General features: G+C 38.1%; 1 tRNA gene. It reads left to right on the top strand.

The features are described from left to right. Positions 1-36 precede the first annotated feature (36 nt). Positions 37-109 (top strand) — tRNA-Ala (locus LMB57_RS00420). The last annotated feature ends 143 nt before the right edge of the window (positions 110-252 follow it).

Genomic DNA, 252 nt, shown 5'->3' with positions numbered 1-252 from the left:
GTGAGGTCGATGGTTCAAGTCCATTTAGGCCCATATGGGGAATTAGCTCAGCTGGGAGAGCACCTGCTTTGCAAGCAGGAGGTCATCGGTTCGATTCCGTTATTCTCCATTATCAACCTTACGGTTGATAGAGTTTGTACTTTGAAAACTAAATACTATCTAATTTCTTTATTAACAAAACAATAAACCGAGAACACCGCGTTATTTGAGTTTTAATTAACGAATTATAATCGCTAACTCAATTAATCAGAC

Source organism: Limosilactobacillus secundus (assembly GCF_020784695.1).
GTDB lineage: Bacteria > Bacillota > Bacilli > Lactobacillales > Lactobacillaceae > Limosilactobacillus > Limosilactobacillus reuteri_F.
Note: the sequence above shows the minus strand (reverse complement) of the source record. Positions and strands in the feature narration are given on the sequence as shown.